The 14,620-nt window shown below is 37.5% G+C and carries 18 protein-coding genes; 9 read left to right on the top strand and 9 right to left on the bottom strand.

Annotation, left to right across the window (positions count from 1 at the left end):
• Positions 1 to 76: 76 nt before the first annotated feature.
• Positions 77 to 529, top strand: coding sequence for a universal stress protein (locus LQ227_RS02730; protein ID WP_108200692.1), 453 nt, complete (start codon positions 77 to 79; stop codon positions 527 to 529).
• A 165-nt stretch (positions 530 to 694) separates the two neighbouring features.
• On the opposite strand, the gene LQ227_RS02735 is transcribed toward LQ227_RS02730, so the two are convergent.
• Positions 695 to 1,045 (bottom strand): 4Fe-4S dicluster domain-containing protein, encoded by a 351-nt coding sequence (locus LQ227_RS02735; RefSeq protein ID WP_025143125.1) that lies wholly within the window; start codon positions 1,043 to 1,045, stop codon positions 695 to 697.
• Between the two features lie 78 nt (positions 1,046 to 1,123).
• Between LQ227_RS02735 and LQ227_RS02740 the strand changes: the two genes are divergently transcribed.
• The 6 genes from LQ227_RS02740 (at position 1,124) to dnaJ (ending at position 7,067) form a co-directional block, all read left to right on the top strand.
• On the top strand, positions 1,124 to 2,140 hold the full coding sequence (locus LQ227_RS02740; protein WP_230148171.1) for an acyl-CoA reductase: 1,017 nt from the start codon (positions 1,124 to 1,126) through the stop codon (positions 2,138 to 2,140).
• Between the two features lie 77 nt (positions 2,141 to 2,217).
• Positions 2,218 to 4,167, top strand: a complete 1,950-nt coding sequence (locus LQ227_RS02745; RefSeq protein ID WP_230148173.1) for a gliding motility-associated C-terminal domain-containing protein — start codon at positions 2,218 to 2,220, stop codon at positions 4,165 to 4,167.
• Between the two features lie 51 nt (positions 4,168 to 4,218).
• Positions 4,219 to 4,422, top strand: coding sequence for a hypothetical protein (locus LQ227_RS02750; RefSeq protein WP_057932355.1), 204 nt, complete (start codon positions 4,219 to 4,221; stop codon positions 4,420 to 4,422).
• A 1-nt stretch (position 4,423) separates the two neighbouring features.
• Positions 4,424 to 5,107 (top strand): cell division ATP-binding protein FtsE, encoded by a 684-nt coding sequence (locus tag LQ227_RS02755; protein ID WP_230143655.1) that lies wholly within the window; start codon positions 4,424 to 4,426, stop codon positions 5,105 to 5,107.
• 128 nt (positions 5,108 to 5,235) lie between these two features.
• Entirely contained in the window at positions 5,236 to 5,817 is a 582-nt protein-coding gene (locus tag LQ227_RS02760) for a nucleotide exchange factor GrpE (RefSeq protein ID WP_215125753.1), read from the top strand.
• An 89-nt stretch (positions 5,818 to 5,906) separates the two neighbouring features.
• On the top strand, positions 5,907 to 7,067 hold the full coding sequence (dnaJ, locus tag LQ227_RS02765; protein ID WP_029278682.1) for a molecular chaperone DnaJ: 1,161 nt from the start codon (positions 5,907 to 5,909) through the stop codon (positions 7,065 to 7,067).
• A gap of 55 nt (positions 7,068 to 7,122) precedes the next feature.
• Here dnaJ and LQ227_RS02770 read toward each other — a convergent pair whose 3' ends face one another.
• Positions 7,123 to 8,073 (bottom strand): DUF3829 domain-containing protein, encoded by a 951-nt coding sequence (locus LQ227_RS02770; protein WP_230148175.1) that lies wholly within the window; start codon positions 8,071 to 8,073, stop codon positions 7,123 to 7,125.
• Between the two features lie 499 nt (positions 8,074 to 8,572).
• On the opposite strand from LQ227_RS02770, the gene LQ227_RS02775 reads away from it, so the two are divergent.
• Both LQ227_RS02775 and LQ227_RS02780 read left to right on the top strand, forming a co-directional pair.
• Entirely contained in the window at positions 8,573 to 9,289 is a 717-nt protein-coding gene (locus LQ227_RS02775) for a DUF72 domain-containing protein (protein ID WP_230143651.1), read from the top strand.
• A 258-nt stretch (positions 9,290 to 9,547) separates the two neighbouring features.
• Positions 9,548 to 10,462, top strand: coding sequence for an exopolyphosphatase (locus tag LQ227_RS02780; RefSeq protein ID WP_230143650.1), 915 nt, complete (start codon positions 9,548 to 9,550; stop codon positions 10,460 to 10,462).
• A 54-nt stretch (positions 10,463 to 10,516) separates the two neighbouring features.
• Here LQ227_RS02780 and LQ227_RS02785 read toward each other — a convergent pair whose 3' ends face one another.
• The 7 genes from LQ227_RS02785 to LQ227_RS02815 form a co-directional block, all read right to left on the bottom strand.
• Positions 10,517 to 11,194 (bottom strand): hypothetical protein, encoded by a 678-nt coding sequence (locus LQ227_RS02785; RefSeq protein WP_230148177.1) that lies wholly within the window; start codon positions 11,192 to 11,194, stop codon positions 10,517 to 10,519.
• Positions 11,195 to 11,246: 52 nt separating this feature from the next.
• Positions 11,247 to 11,813, bottom strand: a complete 567-nt coding sequence (locus LQ227_RS02790; protein WP_230148178.1) for a nucleoside triphosphate pyrophosphatase — start codon at positions 11,811 to 11,813, stop codon at positions 11,247 to 11,249.
• 69 nt (positions 11,814 to 11,882) lie between these two features.
• Positions 11,883 to 12,272 carry a Spy/CpxP family protein refolding chaperone gene (locus LQ227_RS02795; protein WP_086545265.1) on the bottom strand — a complete coding sequence of 130 codons (390 nt, stop codon included), beginning with the start codon at positions 12,270 to 12,272 and terminating at the stop codon, positions 11,883 to 11,885.
• A 266-nt stretch (positions 12,273 to 12,538) separates the two neighbouring features.
• Complete coding sequence (locus LQ227_RS02800) at positions 12,539 to 13,066, bottom strand: HAD family hydrolase (protein ID WP_230148179.1); 528 nt, start codon at positions 13,064 to 13,066, stop codon at positions 12,539 to 12,541.
• Positions 13,067 to 13,137: 71 nt separating this feature from the next.
• Positions 13,138 to 13,380, bottom strand: a complete 243-nt coding sequence (gene iscX / locus LQ227_RS02805; protein WP_057932363.1) for a Fe-S cluster assembly protein IscX — start codon at positions 13,378 to 13,380, stop codon at positions 13,138 to 13,140.
• A 98-nt stretch (positions 13,381 to 13,478) separates the two neighbouring features.
• Positions 13,479 to 13,811 (bottom strand): 2Fe-2S iron-sulfur cluster-binding protein, encoded by a 333-nt coding sequence (locus LQ227_RS02810; protein ID WP_029275355.1) that lies wholly within the window; start codon positions 13,809 to 13,811, stop codon positions 13,479 to 13,481.
• 40 nt (positions 13,812 to 13,851) lie between these two features.
• A complete protein-coding gene (locus LQ227_RS02815; protein ID WP_230148180.1) occupies positions 13,852 to 14,616 on the bottom strand; it encodes a Rossmann-like and DUF2520 domain-containing protein in 765 nt (254 codons plus the stop codon).
• Between the last annotated feature and the right edge of the window lie 4 nt (positions 14,617 to 14,620).

A 14,620-nucleotide genomic window follows, 5' to 3' on the forward strand; every position in this document is an offset into this window, starting at 1 on the left:
AAAATACATCCATTGCCTAACATTTTACACACAAATTTGTTATTTTTATGATGATCACCCTTTAAATATGCTCGCCATGAATTTTAAAAAAATATTAATTGCCGTTGATAACAGTACCTGCTCAGAAAAAGCGGCAAAAGCCGGTTACGACATGGCTGAAAAATTTGGAGCAGAAGTAGCATTGGTTAACATTATCGAGCCTATTCCGGCCAACGTAAATCCCGATTTAACTTTGGCACCAGTATTTTTAGAAACATATGACAATAGCGAAGAAAACAGCCATATTTTGCTCAAAGAAATGGAGACGAAATATAGCAAAGGTGCAAAAACTACTTATTTAAGTGTTGTTGATACCGCAGCGCATGGTATTATCCAACAATCAGACGAGTGGGGATCTGATTTAATTGTTATTGGTACCTATGGACGTACGGGCTTGTACCATTTTTTAATGGGCAGCGTTGCAGAACACGTGGCGAGAAAATCTGCTTGTCCGGTTTTGATTATTCCTAATAAATGTGATGTAGATTAGTTCATTGGTTCAATAGCCATTAGTTCATTGGTAATTGCAAACTCTTAACTGAAAACGGAATACAGAAAACTGGGTTTACTACTCATTACTTCATTGGCAACTACAAACAGCCAAAAAAAAAGTCCCACTTTAAGCGGGACTTTTTTGTAAATATCTAATAAAGGCTTATCCTTCTTGGTGTAACCAAGCTTTCTTCGCTAATAATTCTTCTTCGGTTTCGCGGATGTCTTCGTCATCTACGCAACAATCAACCGGGCAAACTGCCGCACATTGAGGCTCATCATGAAACCCCTTACACTCTGTACACTTATCGGACACAATGTAATAAACTTCATCCGAAACTGCTTCTTGAGCTGCATCAGCTTCAATTTGTTGATTACCAAAATCAATGATACCATTTAAATTTGTACCATCAGAAAAACGCCATGCAGTACCGGCATCGTAAATTGCGTTATTAGGACATTCTGGTTCGCAAGCCCCACAATTTATACACTCATCTGTTATTTTAATCGCCATGTTTTCGTCTAATTCTTTTGCTTAGTTTACCTTTGCGCTGCAAATATAAGATATAATCACTTAATAATAATTCTAAATATGTCAGCATTAACTCAAGAAAAAGTAATAATCGCGTTCAACAAACTAGGTAAATTGCTTACAAACCCTACTGACATACTAGGAAATGCATTTTATACCGCTGAAAGCACTAATGCATGGTTTACTGCAGAAAACATAAAAAAATCGATTTTATCTTTTGCTGAGATGTTAAATGAGGGTGATTTGGCCATTTGGTTCAAATCGGTTAAGTTTAGTACCACTCCAAAAAAGGTGGGTTTAATCCTGGCAGGGAATATCCCATTGGTGGGTTTACACGATGTTTTAAGTGTATTAGCCACTGGTAATATTGCTTTAATCAAACTTTCTTCGGCTGATGATAAATTAATTAAAGCCGTAATTGCAGAACTCGTTAAAATAGAACCTGCTTTTGAGGATAAAATAGAATATGTAGAGCGCTTAAAAGATTTTGATGCTGTTATTGCAACCGGAAGCAACAATTCATCTCGCTATTTCGACTATTATTTCAGTAAAGTGCCTAACATTATCAGAAAAAACAGGAACAGTGTTGCAGTTTTAGATGGTTCTGAAAGTTTCGAGGATATCCAGAAGCTAGGTGCCGATATTTTCGATTATTTTGGCTTAGGTTGTAGAAATGTATCTAAAATTTATTTTCCAAAAGGATATGATATTGCAAATTTTTACGAAGGCGTAGAAAGTTTTCAACCTATTATCAATCATTTTAAATACAATAACAATTACGATTACAATAAATCTATCTATCTGGTTAATGCTGCTAAACACTTCGACAATGGTTTCTTGTTATTAAAAGAAGATGAGGGCCTGACATCGCCTTTGGCTGTTCTTTTTTATGAAGAATACGAGCAACTGCAAGCGCTTGAAGATAAACTGAAAAACCAATCAGAAAACATTCAATGTGTGATTAGCAAATCGCCTTTAAGTTTAAACACTTTCGGTTTTGGCCAAAGCCAGCACCCCAAACTTTGGGACTATGCAGATAATGTAAATACCATTGAGTTTTTGAATGGGTTAAATTAATATTGGTGAGTGACTTTGCCCATTGATGGCGTTTAGATTTTAAATTTATTTAATATTGTATAAATCTAAACCAGTAAATGCACGCGCTATCAAAAGCTTTATTCTTTCTTTATATTTTTTTGTTTGCAAATTTAGCAAAAGCACAACTTTGCAGTGGTACTTTCGGACAACCACTCATTAGTCAGACTTTTGGACAGGGAAATAGTACAGATAATTGGTATGGCCCATTGTCGCAATATGCACCAGGTGCTTCAACATTTACAGAATTTATTGGTCCACCAGGACCGAGCAATTCTGCTTTAAGGCCGAATCAATCCGGATTGGTTAAAACACCTGCAACACCAGGTAATCCCTTCCCCATTTATTGGCAGCCACATGCTGATCATACCGGAGATCCCAATGGTTTGATGCTTCTGATTGATGGGATTGCCACACCAACCGTATTTTTCGAGCAACAAATGGAGAATTTGTGCCCAAATACTATTTTACGCTTGTCCATCTGGGTATTAAATTCAAATTCGCCGGCTGCCAATGCCCAAACCCCAAACATGGTCTTGCGCATCACCGATCCTAATGGTAATGTATTAAATGAGAAATCTACTGGAAGTGTTCCCGCAGACCTCACCTGGCATCAATATTTCGTAGATTTCACCAATGGCAGCAGCTCAACCGTAACCTTACAACTAGTTAACAGAACACCAACAAATAGCGGAAACGATTTTGCTTTGGATGATATTACAGTACAAGCTTGTGGTCCAGCTATCGTCCCATTTTTCAACACGAATGCCTCTTTATTAAATATGTGCGAAGGCAATACCAACAATTTCATTTTAGATGCAAATATTACTGCAGGATATACAAACGCAGTTTATCAATGGCAGGAAAATACCGGTAGCGGCTGGGCTGACATTGCTGGCAAAACAATGAAACAAACTGCTATAGATTTTTCCAATCGCATAGCTGGCACTTATCAATATCGGTTAATTACGGCTATGAATGGTAATATTGACAGAACTTATTGTAGGGCGATATCAGAGCCTATAAAGGTTACTGTAAACCCATTGCCAACAGCCACGGCTGAGAATTTTGGACCGGTTTGCATTGGTAATACCATTCAACTAAATGCATCTGGGGGAATAAGTTATAAGTGGTATGGTCCAGATGGCCAATTTCTTTCTGCAGAGCGAAACCCAACTATTGCCAATGCAACTAAAGCGATGGAAGGCACTTATACTGTTCAGGTGACTGCTAATGGATGTACATCGCCAGCAACAACAACCGTTGAGGTTTTAGCGCCAATAATTCCAATAACCAATATCCAAACTGCAACCATTTGTGGAGGTAAATCGGTTCAATTAGAAGCATCGGGTGGCTCTACCTATCTTTGGCGCCCATCAAAAGGTTTGTCAGATCCTCAAATCGCTAACCCAATCGCCTCACCAACTGAAACCACGATATATACTGTTCAGGTTTCAGACGGAAGATGTTCAGCCGAAGCAGAAATTACAATCAATGTGAATAAAAACGTAACGGCCGATGCAGGTGCAGATCAAACGATCGTTACCGGACAATCAGCAATTTTAAACGGTAAAGTAAGTGGAGATGATTTTACCTATTTCTGGACACCATCAGATTATCTTGATGACCCCACCAAACTCAATCCCATTGCTACACCAACTGAAGACATTACCTATACTTTACATACCAGCTCAAATTTGGGCTGTAACAGTATCATTGATGAGGTTTTCATTAAGGTTTATCCAAAAGTTATAATCCCCAATACCTTTACGCCAAATGGTGATAATGTAAACGATAGCTGGAATATTCCATCTATTACATCTTTTCCCAATTCAATTGTAAAAGTAACCAACCGATATGGCCAGCTTGTTTACCAGAGCAACGGAACTTTTAAAGCCTGGGATGGAAAAATGAACGGGAAAGATCTTCCACCAGCAGTATATTATTACAGCATTTATTTAAACAAAGATTTTAAAACCTATACCGGCTGGGTAATGCTAATGAGATAAAAAGGGCTTCTTACTTTCGCTTATCATTTGGAAATGCTATTTTTGGACACAATGTATATCGTTAAAGTTAAAGGCATAGCCAAAATTCCAGATTACGTACAGTTAAGAGATGACAAGTTTACACTTTTAGCTTATTTTAGGGTTGATAGGCCTGATAAGTCGTTGGAAAAACTAGGACTTGGAGATAAGCAAGAATACATTATGGAAATGGTTAAAGATTTGCCTTTCGGGCAGATTGCAAAATTAGAAATATAATATGGCAGGCAACTCAGTAATTCATTTAAGCAATGTTGATGTTTTTCAACAGAAACATCTAGTCCTCTCAAACGTAAATTTACACATCGAAAAGGATGAATTTGTCTTCCTGATCGGTCAAACAGGTTCGGGTAAGAGCAGTTTGCTTAAAATATTATATGGCGACTTACATATTGGTAATGGCGAAGGCAATATTGCTGGTTTCGACCTTAAAAACCTAAAAGAAAGTCAGGTACCGTTTTTACGCCGTAAATTGGGTGTGGTTTTTCAGGATTTCCAATTGCTTACCGATAGAACAATAGAAAAAAACCTTGAATTTGTGCTTAAGGCAACAGGCTGGAAGGATGAAAAACTAATCAACGAACGCGTTAAAGATGTTTTAGACAAAGTTGGTTTGCGTTCGAAAATCAAAAAAATGCCACACGAAATTTCTGGTGGCGAGCAGCAGCGTATTGTTATTGCAAGAGCTTTGTTAAATGATCCGGAGATTATTCTTGCTGATGAGCCTACAGGGAATTTAGATCCGGAAACATCAGAAGAAATTGTAACTCTTTTAAAACAAATTAGCCAGGCCGGAACTGCGGTTTTAATGGCAACACACGATTACCATATTATCCGTACTTTCCCTTCGCGCATTATTAAATGTGAGAATGGAATTGTGCACGAAGATGCACAAATCGTATAAAAAATTCTGACATCCGTCAGCTAATCAGCCAATCTGTTCAGATAAATACAAATAAATCTGACAGCTTGGCTGATTTCCGTTTATGGCAAAATAGTTGAGATCAACACAAAAAAATTCAGCCCAGTATTATGTTTAATAAGAAGAAAAATAACGATAAAGAAGAAAATATAATGAATCCTGAAAATACATCAGAAAATACTGCTGAGAATGTAGAGAATACTGATGCTCCTATCGCTGAAGCTGAGCAGGCACCTGAATTATCTGCTGAAGAAAAATTGCAAGCGGAAGTTCAACAACTTAACGACAAATATTTACGTTTATACGCTGAGTTCGATAATTATAAACGTCGTACACAAAAAGAACGCGTAGAATTACTGCAAACGGCTGGTAAAGATGTAATTGTTTCACTTTTACCTGTTTTAGATGATTTCGACCGTGCATTAAAAGCAATGGAAACGGCTGCTGATGTTGCCCCGGTTAAAGAAGGCATTTTATTGGTAAGCACAAAGCTAAAAAACACTTTAGCACAAAAAGGATTGAAAGATGTAGAAAGCATCAGTCAGCCTTTCAATACCGATTTCCACGAAGCAATTACCAATATACCTGCTCCCAGCGATGATCTTAAAGGGAAAGTGATAGACGAAGTTGAAAAAGGTTATACCTTAAATGATAATGTAATCCGCTTTGCTAAAGTTGTAGTTGGAGCGTAAAAAATAATTATTGAATGATTGAATTTTGAATGATTGAATTAACATTCTCTCATTTCATCACCCAATCATTTAATCATTTTATAAAGAAGATGAGTAAAAGAGATTATTACGACGTATTAGGCGTAACTAGGGGCGCAGCCGCTGATGAGATAAAGAAAGCTTATCGTAAGATGGCGATTAAATATCATCCAGATAAAAATCCAGGAGATAAAGCTGCTGAAGATAAATTTAAGGAAGCTGCCGAAGCTTACGAAGTTTTAAGCAGTCCCGATAAAAAACAACGTTATGATCAATACGGTCATGCGGGTGTTGGGGGCGCAAGTGGCGGTGGTTACGGCGGTGGCGGCATGAACATGGACGATATTTTTAGTAATTTCGGCGATGTATTTGGCGGTCACAATCCTTTCGAAAGCTTTTTTGGAGGTGGTGGCGGTCAGCAACGTGGTGGCCGTCGTGTAGCCAAAGGCTCTAACCTACGTATAAAAGTTAAATTAACACTAGAGGAAATTGCACATGGTGCAGAAAAGAAAATCAAGGTTAATAAACTAATTGTTTGTAAAACCTGCGATGGCTCTGGTGCGAAAGATAAATCATCGGTAAGTACCTGTGGTACCTGCGGTGGTAGCGGCCAGGTGCGTAGAGTAACCAATACAATTTTAGGCCAGATGCAAACAGCATCTACCTGCCCTACTTGTAATGGTAGCGGTCAGCAAATTACCTCAAAATGTACAGTTTGTCATGGAGACGGTGTTGTACGTGGCGAAGAAACCATTACCATCAATATTCCTGCTGGTGTAAGTGAAGGTATGCAGTTAAGCATGAGTGGAAAAGGAAATGCTGCACCTAATGGCGGTATCCCAGGCGATTTAATTATCTTAATTGAAGAAACGCCACACGAAACCTTAAAACGCGAAGGCAACAATATCGTTTACGATTTACATTTAAGCTTCGTTGATGCTGCTTTAGGGATGAGCATTGAAGTACCAACCATTGATGGTAAAGCAAAAATCAAAATCGATCCGGGTACACAAAGCGGAAAATTATTACGCTTAAAAGGTAAAGGTTTACCAGAAGTGAATTCTTACCATAGAGGTGATGAGATTATCCACATCAATATCTGGACACCAAAAGCTTTAAGTAGCGACGAACGCAATGCTTTAGAGAAATTACGTGAATCGCCAAACTTTAAGCCTCAACCGGGTAAAAATGATAAGAGTTTCTTCGAAAGAATGAAAGAATACTTCGAGTAATTAATTAAATATAAATTGAAAAACCGATGTCGCAAGCATCGGTTTTTTTGTTTCATTAGTCAACAAAATTGTTATAGGCCGATCTCATATTATCCTGATTTCTAGCTAATTCCTCGATATTATATTCTGTTAATTTACCAGAAGCAGATGCATCGCGCATCATCTTCCTTGCTGCAATTAAATAATCATTTAACTGATCGTTAAAATTTTTAAAATAACTGTCCTTGCCAGGAAATTTACCTGCATCCGGCGCAGCCATAGCTACATGTTTATGATGCTGGTCTTCTAGTGCCTGATAAGCAGATTTAGCTTTTGCCTCTATCATTTTATAATTTTTATTACCGGCCAATAATTTAGTAAATTCGGCTACTTTACTCCTGTCATCTTTCAAGGCAAAAATATATTCTTTTAGTGGGTGGGTTTTTAAAATTACACGTTCTGCATCATCGCCAATTATATTTAATTTAGCCAAAACCTGCTCATCATAAGCATAATATTTTTTGCCCATGCTATAAATAGAATCTACTAAAGCTTTTCCTTTAACCCCTTTGTCATCCTTCCAATCTTCTGCCTGGATATACTCATCTAAAGATTTATATGTTTCTTTAATTTTATCAAGTACGCCTGTCATGGATACTACGTTTTCCTTAAAAAATTTTTGATCATCACTGCTTAAAGCACTTGGGGGAGTGTCTGGCTTCATTTTACCACTATTGATTGTGCTCATAGAAAATGGGGTGATTAAACCAATAAAAGCGAAATTGTCATTTGGGTTTCCCAAACCTTTTTCGATTTTAATAATGTTACCTTCTATACGCTTAATATAATCATTGTTTTTATCCGTAAAGCTTACCACTACATTGTTGTACTCAATAATCTCATTTACGTCTTTTTCATCGGATTCAGCGTAGCTTGTTTTAGCATTACTGTCTTTTTTACCATCATTTTTGCATGCTGTAACCGACAATACAAGTGCAAGGGCAGTTAATTTTAAGAGTGTTTTCATAGTTTTTATTCTTTTCATAAATCTGATCTTCCATCACAGCAATTTTTAAACCAAAAAGGTGTATCGGATAAATGTTTGTTTAATGGCGCTCAACAACTTGGTTATTTGCTTAAATATTGACCTCTTTAGGGGTTACAATTTCAATAACAAGGTATTAATAATAAATATGGAGGAAATTAATAACGCTTTTAAAAAGAATCCTATCGCCTGGACGATATTTACATGTTATTGTATCGGTTGGATTTCTCCAATCCTGATAACTATATTTTTCGCCGCTCCAACAGAAAATTTGCAGAATAAAAAAGACCACCATTCTCCTTTTACTAGCTTTTTAACACTTTCAATTTTTTACTTGTTAATGATGTTGACATTGGGTTTTCTAAGCAGGAAAAGTAACATTTATTTAAAACTATCGGGTTATATCGGTATCTCATTAATTATTTTCAGTGTAATCTATAACGGATAATAAACCTTTCCATTTATAGTCTGTTTTCTATATATGAAATGGAAAATTGGTTGCTCAGGCTTCTATTATCGCGAATGGAAAGAGATTTTCTATCCAAAAGGTTTGGCACAAAAAGATTGGTTCAAATATTATTGCGAGCATTTTAACACAATAGAGATCAATTCTACCTTTTATAAAATGCCAACTCAAAAATCGTTCGATAAGTGGTATAATGAAAGTCCGGCTGATTTTTTATTTACGATTAAGGCGCCCCGGCTGATTACACATTATAAACAGTTCAATGAATGCAAGCAACTCATAAACGATTTTTACGAGGCCATTCAAATTGGGTTAAAAGAGAAATTGGGATGTGTACTGTTTCAGTTTCCACCAAAATTTGATTATAGTGTGGAACGGTTAAACCTATTGATCGAAAATTTAAGACCTGATTTTAAAAATGTGGTAGAGTTTCGTCACATCAGTTGGTTTGATGAAGAAATTTATAAAAACCTCGCTGAAAACAACATTATATTTAGCGGTCAAAGCTATCCTTCTGCTCTACCTGATGATGCAATTCAGAATACAGAGACTGTGTATTACCGTTTTCATGGGAAGCCCATATTGTATAAATCAGAATATGAAATAAATGCAATTACGGGCTTCAAAAATCAGCTTAAAGATGATGTTAACGACGTTTTTGTTTATTTTAACAATACCTGGGGAGTTGGAGCATTGCATAATGCAAAACAATTGCAGGATTTTGTGAAATAGGCTTTGAGAAGCGTTCAGTGCAGTCAGATGTTACCATCTGACTGGGTCGATTATATGGCGAATGAATACTGCTGAATGATTTTTGCCGTGTCGGATGGTAACATCCGACACCACGAGAAAACAAAATAAACCTGATAGCAATGGTATTTCGCACTACTACGCTTAATTTAGCACTCACAATAACGAAATTTATGGATAGCAGATCTACAGTTACCAAAGAACCACTGCAAAGCTTTCCAAAACACAAAAACATAAACTATGCGCATTGCAGTTATCGATCTGGGTACGAATACCTTCCACTTGCTTATTGCTGAAACAGCAGGAAACCAGCCTGAAATTTTATACAAAACCAATGTGCCTGTTAAATTGGGTGAAGGAAGAATTAACGACAATATTATCATTCCGGCAGCCTTTGAAAGAGGCGTGAACTGCCTTGAAACGTTTGGCCATACAATTGCTGAATATCAGGTTATGGAGGTAAGGGCTACCGCTACTTCGGCGGTTAGAAGCGCAGAAAACGGGAAAGATTTTGTTGATGCTGTAAAAGAAAGAACCGGAATAAGCATCGAAACGATTAGCGGCGATGAAGAGGCTGAATTAATTTACCAAGGTGTAAAACTGAGTGGAGCAATTACAGAGATATCTTTGATTATGGATATCGGGGGTGGCAGTGTAGAATTTATCCTGTGTGATCCCGAAAAGCTGATCTGGAAAAAAAGTTATAACATTGGGGCGGCACGTTTAATGCAACAATTCTTCAAATCAGATCCTATAGCCAATGAGGAGAAAAATGCCATTTTATTTCACATTCAAAATCAACTGGCCGATCTTTTCGAAATCTGTGAAAAATACCGCCCTGAAATTTTAATCGGATCTGCTGGAGCCTTCGAAACATTTGCCGAGCTCATTATTAGAAAAAGCAAGTTAAAAGCAGATATTAACGCAGCCAAAACTTTTGCATTCAATTTCGACGACTACATTGCAACTTCGATCAAATTACTTAATGCCACGCATAAAGAACGTGCCGAAATGCCCGGTATGATCCCTTTACGGGTAGATATGATTGTGATTGCTGCTTTAATTACAAACTATGTTTTAGGGCGATGTAAAATAAACCGCTTAACGCTTTCTACCTATGATTTAAAGATGGGTGTTTTGGCCAGCCTAATATAAAAAATGATCCATACTGGTATGGATCATTGAGCGTTTAGCTTATATTAATTTAGGTTATTTCTTCTTTGGTGCAATCATTATCTTCCCCATAATCATGGGTTCAGCTTTTTTGAGTTTAAGGTTATTTTGTTTTTCCTTAGAAAAATCGAGGGTTAAAACTGCTCCATATCTCATGCTTTCAACCATTAACTTGTTATTGTTAACGTCAAACCTGTCGTCTAAGGTAATTTCGTAACGCCCATTTTTATCAGTGATGGAGAAAAATTTAGTATCAGCAATGACTAATCTTATTCCAACCGCGGGTTTATGATCTGCGCCAATAACATAGCCATATATTTTTTTTGGCACTATAGGTTTCGTATCGTTGATTCTGTTGTTTATGCTTTTTGCAATTTCAATTGGCACTTTAAAGCCTGTCGCTCTGGCGTCCACTACAAAAACACTCACCCCTATAGCTAGTACGCCCAAATATCTCATCCAATTCCTATTTGTTGTTGGCACAATTGACAAGTGGTAGTTAAGCTGATTTAATTGGGTTTTGCTTAGACGGCCACATACAGAAGAACTGGCGCCGGCCAATACGCTGATAATTTCGGTATTGGTATAACCTGAGAAATCAATTACGTTTTTGCTACAGGCTTTACAGAAATTAAAGCCCTCTCCTTTATCCATTTCATCCCAGTTCTGCAAACATGGCTCGGCTATGGTAACTTCGTTAATTCTCGTTTTCATCGTGGTTGTTTTTAGAGATGATGAAACTTTCAGGAGAATTCCACAAGAGGTTTTAAATAAACTTCAACAGTTCATTATATAGCTTTTCTGTTGGCAAGCCCATCACGTTAGTATAGGAGCCTTCTATGCGCTCTACCACTACAATACCCCACCAATCTTGCACGCCGTAACTCCCAGCCTTATCAAATGGCTTATAATTATCAATGTAGAAATCAATTTCCTCAGCTGTAACAGATTTACAGTAAACTTCTGTCCTATCGTAAAACGAATGAATTTTATCGCCTTTCACAAGTGTTACACCTGTAAAAACTTCATGCCTGCTTCCAGATAGCTTTTTTAACATTTCTCGAGCATGCGCCCTATCTTCAGGTTTACCTAAAATTTCTCCGTTTAAGGCTACAATGGTATCAGCTGTAATCACTATTTCACCATTAGCAGTAAAAGCCCTAGCCTTCTGTTCTGAAATGTAAACGGCAATTTCTGCGGGACTTAAATCCGATGGGTAGCTTTCATCTACATCTTTTAGTTCCACTTTAAAATTTAAGCCCATGAGCGTTAAAAGCTCTTGTCTACGTGGCGATTTAGATGCTAAAATAATGGGAGGGAAATTGGCAGGCATATTTTATTTTTCTGCTAAAATAAGAAAAGCGACATAAAGCCGCTTTTCTTATTTGATATTTTACCAAGATTAGTTATTTCCACCACCTTGTCTACGTTTTTCCATTTCAGCACGTTGCTCTTTTTGCCATGCTTCGTAAGTTTTTTTCTGATCGTCTGTTAATACTGCAGTTACTTTTGCATCATTATCAGCACGCATTTTTTGCATTTTCTCTCTCATTGCATCTCTATCGCCACCACCTTGCATTTCTTCACGCATTTTTTTCATGGTTTCTGCCTGCTCAGTAAAAACAGTGGTTAACTTTGTTTTTTGATCATCAGATAACTTTAATTTTTCGTCTAACTGTTTTACGCGTTCTTCAGGCTTCATCATCATTCTGCCTTGTCCACCACCTTGCTGCGCGTTAGCGAAACCAGCTATACCTAGCATTAATCCGCAAATCATCATTAATTTTTTCATGTTGTTTTTGGTTGAAAATTGAGCATGTTGGAGTGCAAAAAAAAATAAAAGTTTAACGCGCCGTATGTAACTTAGCTGTTGCAAAAATTCGTTATCCTATTATTTTGTCATTCTAAACGTAGGGAGGGAAAAATCTTTTATAACTAGAAAGATCCTGAAACAAGTTCAGGAAGACGGCTCTTGGTAGCTGTCGATTTGTTCAGAAAGACAATCCGCTTAGAGACTTTCTACCAATGAACGAATGACTAATGAACTATTGAACCAATTTACATACCCGAATCGGCAGCATTTGGATTTTCATCGTGCCATCTGCCCTGAACTTTCATTACTTTTTCGATAATATCGCGGACAGCGGTTTTGCCTCCATTATAAGGAGAAATGAATGTAGATATCGCTTTTATTTCTGCTACGGCATCGGCCGGGCAAGTTGGAAGCCCTACGAGTTTCATTACTTTTAAATCAGGAATATCGTCGCCCATGTAAAGCACTTCTTCTGCAGCAATGTTTTTATCTTGGAGGTATTGATTAAAAATGGCCACCTTATCTCCTGTACCGAGGAAAACATCGGTTACACCCAGATTGAAAAAACGCTTTCCCATGGCAATACCATCTCCACCGGATATAATACAGATGTTATATCCTTTTTTAACCGCCAACTGCATGGCATAGCCATCTTTAATGTTAAAAGTGCGCAACGACTGACCATTATCAGTAACCTGAACTGATCCATCGGTAAGCACACCATCTACATCAAAAATGAAAGTGGTGATCTCTTTTAGTTTCTCTAAAAACATTCGCGCGTTTGGCGTTTAGGGTTAAGCGCTCGGTGCAGACTCTCGACTAAGGATTCCGAACTCAAGACTAATTACTGATTATCTCTCCACTCGTAAACCCAGGCAGATTGAATTTGCTCTAAATGGCCTTCGCTGCTTTCTTCGCGGGTGCCTTTAAAGTTTGGCAACGCTAAAACCCATTCTAAAAGTTCGGTAAAGCGGATACGGTAGATTTTGGCTTCTGTAAAATCATCACCAAATTTCTCATATAAAGACATTGCAATATCTTCGTAATCGTTCCAGTAAAAAGGTAAAGCAAATTTATCGTTATTCATGTTGTTTTGTTGTTGGTTAATTGTTTGAATTGCTTAATCGGTTAACTGCTTAAATCGGCTAATCGACTCCCGACCGAAGGCTTTGGACTCCAGACTAACTAGTGTCCCATAAAGTCAGACTGATCCGGAATGGTAACTTCGATATCGCCGTTAATTACCACACATTGGCAACCTAAGCGGGAAGTAATTTTCGGACGAACAGCTCTATCGATAAAGTCTTCTTCTTTATCAGAAATCTCTTCGATATTATCCATACCTTTTGTTACGTATACATGGCAGGTACTGCAACCACAAACACCACCACAGTTGTGCTGTAATTCGATTCCGTTATCCAGACAAACATCTAAAACAGATTCGCCGGCTGCTATTGGTAATTCAATAGATTCGTGATCTGCTTCTTCAAAATTTATTTTTAGTTTAAAAATGCTCATAATTATTTTGCAAAAGTAAGAAGCAAAAGCCGTAATTATGCTATTTCAGCGTTAATTTTATGCTATCGCTCAATGTTTGATAAATGTTCTGCAATTCGGGCATATCGGTTAACGTGCTCAAATGCTTATTTAAAGTGCTTTCGTCGGCCCTAACTGCTGGCCCAGTCTGCACATTTTCAGGTATATTGCTCATTACCTTATCGGCGGTTTCGGCAATTAACGGCCTGATGATTTCGAAATCCAAACCGTTCTGACTTAAAATTTTATTTGCCAAAGCGTATAGGTGATTCGGAAAATTGCAGGCAAATACTGCTGCAAGATGTAATACTTTTCTTTTCTCGCCATCTAATTCGTACACCTGACGGCTAATCTTAGTTGCCAGATTGTTTAAAATCGCCAATTGATTTTCATCGTTCGCTTCTATACAAAGCGGGATATTTTCAAATGAAACCGCTTTACCTTTCGAAAAAGTTTGCAAAGGATAAAAAACACCTGCTTTTTTTACCTGCGACGATAAAATATTAATATCGGTAGTTCCAGAGGTATGCACCACCAAACCGCTTACCTTTTTTAATGATCTGGATACGGTTTCTATGGCATCATCCTTTACCGAGATAATATATAAATCAGCATTTTGTTTAACCTCATTTAAATCACTTACGGCCTCAGCTGCTATCAAATCAGCCAATAACTTCGCATGATTAAGATTTGGACTGTACACCTGTACCACATCTTCGCCATTGGCTTTTAATGCTTTTGCTAAGTGTGTGGCAACGTTTCCCGAACCTAATAAAACGATCTTCATGATT

Origin of the sequence: Pedobacter sp. Bi27 (genome assembly GCF_918698255.1) — a bacterium.
Classification (GTDB): domain Bacteria; phylum Bacteroidota; class Bacteroidia; order Sphingobacteriales; family Sphingobacteriaceae; genus Pedobacter.